The 7,384-nt window shown below is 63.9% G+C and carries 5 protein-coding genes; all 5 read right to left on the bottom strand.

The annotated features are described in order from the left end of the window. Positions 1-31: 31 nt before the first annotated feature. The 5 genes from rpsA to serC all read right to left on the bottom strand — a co-directional run bounded on the left by rpsA (position 32) and on the right by serC (position 7,093). The gene (gene rpsA / locus AC2VNO_RS02755; protein ID WP_486932706.1) at positions 32-1,708 is read right to left on the bottom strand and encodes a 30S ribosomal protein S1; all 1,677 of its coding nucleotides are present in this window, start codon (positions 1,706-1,708) and stop codon (positions 32-34) included. A gap of 179 nt (positions 1,709-1,887) precedes the next feature. Next, the gene (cmk, locus tag AC2VNO_RS02750; RefSeq protein ID WP_486932705.1) at positions 1,888-2,577 is read right to left on the bottom strand and encodes a (d)CMP kinase; all 690 of its coding nucleotides are present in this window, start codon (positions 2,575-2,577) and stop codon (positions 1,888-1,890) included. Beyond that, positions 2,574-4,910 carry a bifunctional prephenate dehydrogenase/3-phosphoshikimate 1-carboxyvinyltransferase gene (locus AC2VNO_RS02745; protein ID WP_486932704.1) on the bottom strand — a complete coding sequence of 779 codons (2,337 nt, stop codon included), beginning with the start codon at positions 4,908-4,910 and terminating at the stop codon, positions 2,574-2,576. The genes cmk and AC2VNO_RS02745 overlap by 4 nt, the downstream gene beginning before the upstream one ends. A 2-nt stretch (positions 4,911-4,912) precedes the next feature. Then, positions 4,913-6,004: a prephenate dehydratase gene (pheA, locus tag AC2VNO_RS02740; protein WP_228578284.1), complete on the bottom strand. Its 1,092-nt coding sequence runs from the start codon at positions 6,002-6,004 to the stop codon at positions 4,913-4,915. Between the two features lie 3 nt (positions 6,005-6,007). Next, the gene (gene serC / locus AC2VNO_RS02735; protein WP_486932703.1) at positions 6,008-7,093 is read right to left on the bottom strand and encodes a 3-phosphoserine/phosphohydroxythreonine transaminase; all 1,086 of its coding nucleotides are present in this window, start codon (positions 7,091-7,093) and stop codon (positions 6,008-6,010) included. Positions 7,094-7,384 lie beyond the last annotated feature (291 nt).

The raw sequence follows: 7,384 nt of genomic DNA, 5'->3' as shown, positions 1-7,384 counted from the left end.
TCGGGCTCCGCGAACGGAGCCCGAGGGTCGATCAGTCCTGACCCATCTGCTGCTTGATCAGGTCGCCAATGGTGGTCGGGCCACCGGTTTCGACTTCCTGCTCGCGCAGCTTCTTCAGGTTCTGACGCGTGTCGTCCTGATCCTTGGCCTTGATCGACAGGTTGATCGCGCGATTCTTGCGATCGACGTTGACGATGCGGGCTTCGACGGTGTCGCCTTCGCTCAGCACGTTACGCGCGTCTTCGACGCGGTCGGCGCTGATTTCGGAAGCCTTGAGCACGGCAACGACGTCAGTCGCCAGCTCGACGTGAGCTTCCTTGGCATCGACCTCGATCACGCGACCGGAGACGATGGAGCCCTTGTCGTTGACGGACAGGTACTCGGCCACCGGGTCGGAATCGAGCTGCTTGATGCCAAGCGAAATGCGCTCACGCTCCGGATCGATGGAGAGAATGACGGCTTCGGCTTCGTCGCCCTTCTTGAAGCGACGCACGGCTTCTTCGCCAGTCTCGGACCAGGAGAGGTCGGAGAGGTGAACCAGACCGTCGATACCACCTTCCAGACCGATGAAGATACCGAAGTCGGTGATCGACTTGATGGTACCGGCAACGCGGTCGCCCTTGTTGTACTGGGCATTGAAGGTTTCCCACGGGTTAGCGGTGCACTGCTTGATACCCAGGGAGATACGACGACGCTCTTCGTCGATATCGAGGATCATCACGTCCACTTCGTCGCCGATGTTGACGACCTTGGACGGATGAATGTTCTTGTTGGTCCAGTCCATCTCGGAAACGTGAACCAGGCCTTCGACACCCTCTTCCAGCTCGGCGAAGCAGCCGTAGTCGGTGAGGTTGGTGACACGCGCCTGAACCACGGTACCCTCGGGGTAACGCTCGGTGATGCTGACCCACGGATCTTCGCCCAGCTGCTTCAGACCCAGGGAGACGCGGTTGCGCTCGCGGTCGAACTTCAGCACCTTGACGTTGATCTCGTCGCCCACGGCAACGATTTCGCTCGGATGCTTGATGCGCTTCCAAGCCATGTCGGTGATGTGCAGCAGGCCGTCTACGCCGCCCAGGTCGACGAAGGCGCCGTAATCGGTCAGGTTCTTGACGATACCGATGATCTGCTGGCCTTCCTGCAGCGTGGCGAGCAGCGCTTCACGCTCGGCGCTGTTCTCGGCTTCGAGCACGGCACGGCGGGAAACGACGACGTTGTTGCGCTTCGGGTCGAGCTTGATGACCTTGAAGTCGAGTTCTTTGTGCTCGAGGTGCGTGGTGTCGCGCACCGGGCGAACGTCGACCAGGGAACCCGGCAGGAAGGCACGGATGGAGTCGATGTCGACGGTGAAGCCGCCCTTGACCTTGCCGTTGATCACGCCCTTGACGATTTCTTCTTTCTCGAAGGCCGCTTCCAGAATCTTCCACGCTTCGGCGCGCTTGGCCTTCTCGCGAGACAGGCGGGTCTCGCCGAAACCGTCTTCGACGGCTTCCAGGGCGACGCTGACTTCGTCGCCGATGGCGATGTTGAGTTCGCCGTTATCGTCGCGGAACTGCGCCGCGGGAATCTGCCCTTCGGACTTCAGGCCGGCATTGACGGTGACCCAGTCACCTTCGATGTCGACGACGGTAGCCGTGACGATGGCGCCCGGCTCCATGTTGATGTCCTGGAGTGACTGTTCAAACAGTTCAGCAAAGCTTTCGCTCATGATTTTCCTACGTGATCAACGGTGTTGAGGCGTTGCCGCCTTCTCCGCACCACCAGCGAGTGCGGGCCTTATTTACCAAACCCCCGAGGATGTTAGCGCTGGTTGGACCTGGCCGGACTTGCAAGAGTGATGTTGCCCGACCATGCCATGACATCCGTTCGAGGGCGCCGCAAGGGAGATCAACTTCCGGGGGCCAGACCACGCTCGGCCAGCCATTCCGTCAACAGTTCCACCACTTCCGGTATCTTCAGGCTCGTGGTATCAAGCGTAATGGCGTCATCCGCCGGCTTGAGGGGAGCCACGCTGCGCTGCATGTCGCGTGCATCGCGTGCCTGAATTTCCTTCAAAAGACTCGATAGACTAGCATCGACCCCCGCCTCCTGCAACTGAAGGTGGCGCCTTCGCGCCCGTTCCTCGGGGCTTGCCGTGAGGAATACCTTGAGCTCGGCATCGGGGAAAACCACGGTCCCCATGTCGCGGCCATCGGCCACCAGCCCGGGCGCCTTTCTGAAGTCGCGCTGACGCTGCAGCAGCGCCTGGCGCACGCCATTCAACGCGGCTACCTGGGAGGCGGCATCGCCCACCTTTTCGGTGCGGATTGCGAGGCTGACGTCGTCGCCTTCGAGCAGCACGCGGGCCTTGTCCGCTTCGGCCACGAAGACCACGTCCAGTTCGACGGCCACCTGCTCGAGAGCAGCTTCGTCGTCAAACGCCACGCCTTGCCGCTGCGCCGCCAGGGCCGTCAGGCGATATAGCGCCCCGCTGTCGAGCAGATGCCAGCCCAGGCGTTCGGCGACCAGGCGGCTGATGGTGCCCTTGCCGGCACCACCGGGGCCATCCAGCGTCAGCACCTTGGCCGTTTCGCTCATGCTTCGTCCTCTGCGTTCGTGACCTCGCCTTCCTCACTGACGCGAAGCCCGACCACCTGGGCCAGCTCCGTGAAGCCCGGAAACGAGGTAGCGACATTGGCACAGTCGTCAATGACGATCTCTTCGCCGGCCCGCAGCGAGGCCACCACGAAGGACATGGCGATACGGTGATCGCCCAAGCTGTCGATACGCCCGCCGCCATAGGCCACTTCGCTTTCACCGGCACCGATGATATCGATGCCGTCTTCCAGCACGGTGTGCTTGACACCCAGCGTCGCCAGGCCGTCGGCCATGGCCTGAATGCGGTCGGACTCCTTGACCCGCAGCTCCTCCGCGCCACGCAGACGGGTGGTACCGCTGGCACAGGCGGCGGCGATGAACAGCGCCGGGAATTCGTCGATGGCCAGCGGCACCTGATCGACGGGTATGTCGATACCCCTGAGCGGCGCGTAGCGGATGTGAATATCGGCTACCGGCTCGCCGCCCACCTCGCGCTCGTTGGTGAGGTGCAGGTCGGCTCCCATCAGCTTGAGGATGTTGATCACGCCGATGCGCGTGGGGTTGATGCCCACATGTTCGAGCGTCAGGTTGGAGCCCGGGGTAATCGCCGCCGCTACCAGGAAGAAGGTAGCCGACGAGATGTCGGAGGGTACGTCGATGGGGGCGGCGGTGAGCTTGCCGCCGCCGCTGAGCCAGCAGGTATCCCCTTCACGGTGCACGTCATAACCGAAGCCGGCCAGCATGCGCTCGGTATGGTCGCGGGTGGGCGCCGGCTCGCGCACGCGGGTTTCGCCATCGGCATAGAGGCCGGCGAGCAGCAGGCAGGACTTTACCTGAGCGCTGGCCATGGGCATGTCGTAGTCGATGCCTTTGAGCGGCTGGCCACCGTGGATCTTCAGCGGCGGCCGGCCGCCTTCGGCGGTGTCGATCTTGGCCCCCATCAGACACAGCGGGTCCGCCACCCGGCCCATGGGGCGCTTGGTCAGCGAGGCGTCACCGATCAGTTCGGTGTCGAAGCCCTGCCCCGCCAGCAGACCGGCGAACAGGCGCATGGCGGTGCCGGCGTTGCCCACGTAGAGCGGCCCGGAAGGCGCCTTGAGGCCGTGCATGCCGACACCGTGAACGGTGACGCGTCCCTGGTGCGGGCCTTCGATGGCCACGCCCATTTCGCGAAATGCCTGCAGGGTGGCCAGGCTGTCCTCCCCTTCCAGGAAACCCTTCACTTCGGTCACGCCTTCGGCCAGCGCGCCCAGCATGATCGAGCGATGGGAGATCGACTTGTCGCCGGGTACGCGAATGCGTCCGGCCACGCGGCCACCGGGAGCGGCCCGGAAGGTGAGCTTACCTTGTTGTTGCATGTGGTATTCCGCCTGATAACTGGTCTGGTTCAGGAGAGAGTCGAAGTAGTGTCGTGCGTGGCTGGCACGGTCGAAGATGGAGAGCATAGCATCGCCGTCGCTTGCTTCCACCGCCTGACGCAGGCGGCCGAGCCCCGCTTCGAAGTCGTCGAGGGCGGCCAGGACTGCACCGCGATTGGCGGTGAAGATGTCGCGCCACATGACCGGGTCGCTACCGGCAATTCGGGTGAAGTCGCGAAAACCACCGGCGGCATAGCGGAAGATATCCAGCCGTTCGTCCTGCCGCGCCAGGGTGTCCACCAGAGAGAAAGCGAGCAGGTGCGGGAGATGGCTGGTACGCGCCAGCACCTGATCGTGGCGCTCCACGTCCATTTCGAGCACGTCGGCACCGCAGGCTCGCCATAGCGCCTCGACCCGGGCCACGGCAGAGGCTGCTGTCTCGGAGCCAGGCGTCAGGATGACCTTGTGGTTGACGTAGAGCTTGGGATTGGACGCCGCCACACCGCTCTTCTCCGAGCCGGCGATGGGATGCCCCAGCACCAGTCCGGCCGGCAGCTCGCCGAAGGCCGCCAGGGCGCAATCGCGCACCGCCGCCTTGGTGCTGCCGACATCGGTGATCGTCACCTGCGGCGTCGGGCCACCCAGTAACGCTTTCGGGAGCAAGCCGGCGAGCTCCTCCATGACGCTGCGCATGGCCAGCACCGGCACTGCCAGCACGATCATGCTGGCTCCTTCCACCAGCGGTGCGAGCCGGGTGTCGCCGTGGTCGATCAGGCCCATTTCGATGCCGCGGGCGATCTCGCCGGCATCCGGGTCGCACGCGGCTATTTCAACCGGCCCGAAGCCGCCGGTGGGTGCGCCCGCAAAGCCGGCGGCACGAAGCGCGGCGGCCAGCGAACCGCCGATCAGCCCCAGGCCGACAATGAGAATGCGGGCTTCATTCAGCGGTGCGATGGGGGTAATTCGCTCCACCACGCTTACAGCACGCCTACGGGGTAGGAACCGAGCACCTTGAGTTCAGAGGCGCGCAGGCGCACTTCCTCAATCACCGCAGCGACCCGCGGCTCGTCCACATGCCCCTTGAAGTCGATGAAGAAGACGTAGTTCCACACGCCGGTACGCGAGGGACGCGTTTCCAGACGGGTGAGATCGATACGGTGACGATGGAACGGTTCGAGCAGGTCGTGCAGCGCACCGGGCTGGTTGCGCATGGCAACCACGATGGAGGTCTTGTCCTCGCCGGACATGGGCACGTGCTGGCTGCCGATGATCAGGAAACGCGTTGAGTTGTCCGGGCGATCCTCGATCTTCTCGGCGATCTTCTCCAGGCCGTAGAGCTTGGCGGCCATGTCGCCGGCGATGGCGGCACTGTGCCATTCGCTCTTGATCATCCGCGCCGCCTCGGCGTTGGACGAAACCGGCACGCGTTCGGCGCGGGGGTAATGGGCATCGAGCCACTTGCGACATTGGGCGAGCGACTGCGGGTGGGAGTAGACCCGCGAGACCTTGTCGCGCAGCGTGGTGTCGGCCACCAGCAGATGATGGTGAATGCGCAGCACCACCTCGCCGCAGATGCGGATCGAGGAGTCCATGAACGAATCGAGAGTATGGCTGACGACGCCCTCGGTGGAGTTCTCCACCGGCACCACGCCATAGTTGACGGCGCCCGCTTCCACTTCGCGGAAGACTTCGTCGATGGCCGCCATCGGCATGCTCACCGCACTCTCGCCGAAGTGCTTGAGTGCCGCCTGCTGGGTAAACGTTCCTTCCGGACCCAGGTAGGCCACCTTGGTGGGCTGCTCCAGCGCCAGACAGGCGGACATGATCTCGCGGAACAGTCGCGCCATCTCCTCGCTGTTGAGCGGCCCCTGGTTGAGCTCCATGATGCGACGCAGCACCTGAGCTTCGCGCTCGGGGCGGTAGAACACGGCCCCCTTGTCGCTTCTGGTCTTGACCTCGGCGACCTGCTTGGCGCACTCGGCACGAGCGCTGATCAGGCGCAGGATGTCGTTGTCGATCTCGTCGATGCGCACCCGCAGCGAGTCGAGATTGTCCGGGGTATCGGTCATGGCTTATCCCCTGCGTTTTTCGAAGTCGGCCATGAAGTCGATCAAGGCATCGACGGCCGCTTCGGGTACGGCGTTGTAGAGGCTCGCCCGCATGCCGCCGACGCTGCGGTGGCCTTTCAGGTTGAGCAGCCCGGCCTCTTCGGCCTCGGCCAGGAACGGCTTGTCGAGACGCTCATCGGCGAGTACGAAGGGCACGTTCATGCGCGAGCGGTTTTTTACTGCGATGGGGTTCGAGTAAAGGCCGCTGGAATCGATGGCGGCATACAGCTTGCCGGCCTTGCGCGCATTGAGAGCGGCCATGGCGTCGAGCCCACCGATGTCGTGCTTGAGCCATTGGAACACCAGCCCCGCCAGATACCAGGCGTAGGTGGGCGGTGTATTGACCATGGAGCCGGCTTCGGCCATGGCCTGGTAGTCGAACAGGCTGGGAATGCGTTCGCAGCGACGGTCGAGGAGATCGTCCCGCACCAGCACCAGGGTGAGCCCGGCGGGGCCGATGTTCTTCTGTGCGCCGGCGTAGATGATGCCGAAGCGCGACACGTCCAGTGGCTCGGCCAGGATGCTCGAGGAGTAGTCGCACACCAGCGGCACGTTCACATCGGGGATGTAATCGAACTCCAGCCCGCCGATGGTTTCGTTGGCGGTATAGTGCAGATATGCCGCGTCGTCGGACAACGCCAGCTCCGCCTGGGCCGGCACTTCGGAGTGGCCGCTGGGCTCGCTGGAACCGGCCATGTGCACCGCATAGCCAAGCTGCTTGGCTTCCGCCAGTGCCTTCTTGCCCCAGATACCGGTGTACAGGAAGTTGGCCGTGCCGCCCTGCCCCAGCAGGTTCATCGGCACCATGGAAAATTGCAGGCTGGCGCCGCCCTGCAGGAACAGCACCTTGTAGTTTTCGGGTACGGCGAGCAGTTCGCGCAGGTCGGCCTCGGCCTGTTCGGCAATGGCGACGAACTCCGGCGAGCGGTGGCTCATCTCCATGACAGAGAGCCCGCGACCCTGATAGTCGAGCAGTTCTTCCCTGGCGCGCTCAAGCACCGGGAGGGGCAGCGCCGCAGGACCGGCGCAGAAATTATAGTGGCGTGTCATCAGCGTGGTGTTCCGTCTCAGCTCAAGCATTGTTACTGAAGCGACACGCGATGAGCTGTTCCGTCGCCAAGTCTCGCGAGGGCGCTGTGAACCCATCCCTGGGCGCTACTTTTGCCATCCATGGCAAAAGACCCTCGCTACGACTTGCCCCCGGCGCTCATCGCTCGGCTTGGCGAAAAGCCCTATTCGTCGTTCTGACTCTCTTCTGCGCCGCCGCTCTCGTCCGTGTCCGGCCCACTCTGCTGCTCGGCTTTCGGCGAATCCAGCGACTCATCCTGAGCGTCGTCCTCC

This window comes from Halomonas sp. TH-94 (genome assembly GCF_057473365.1).
The sequence above is the reverse complement of the archived record's forward strand: the minus strand, read 5'-3'. Positions and strand labels throughout refer to the sequence as shown.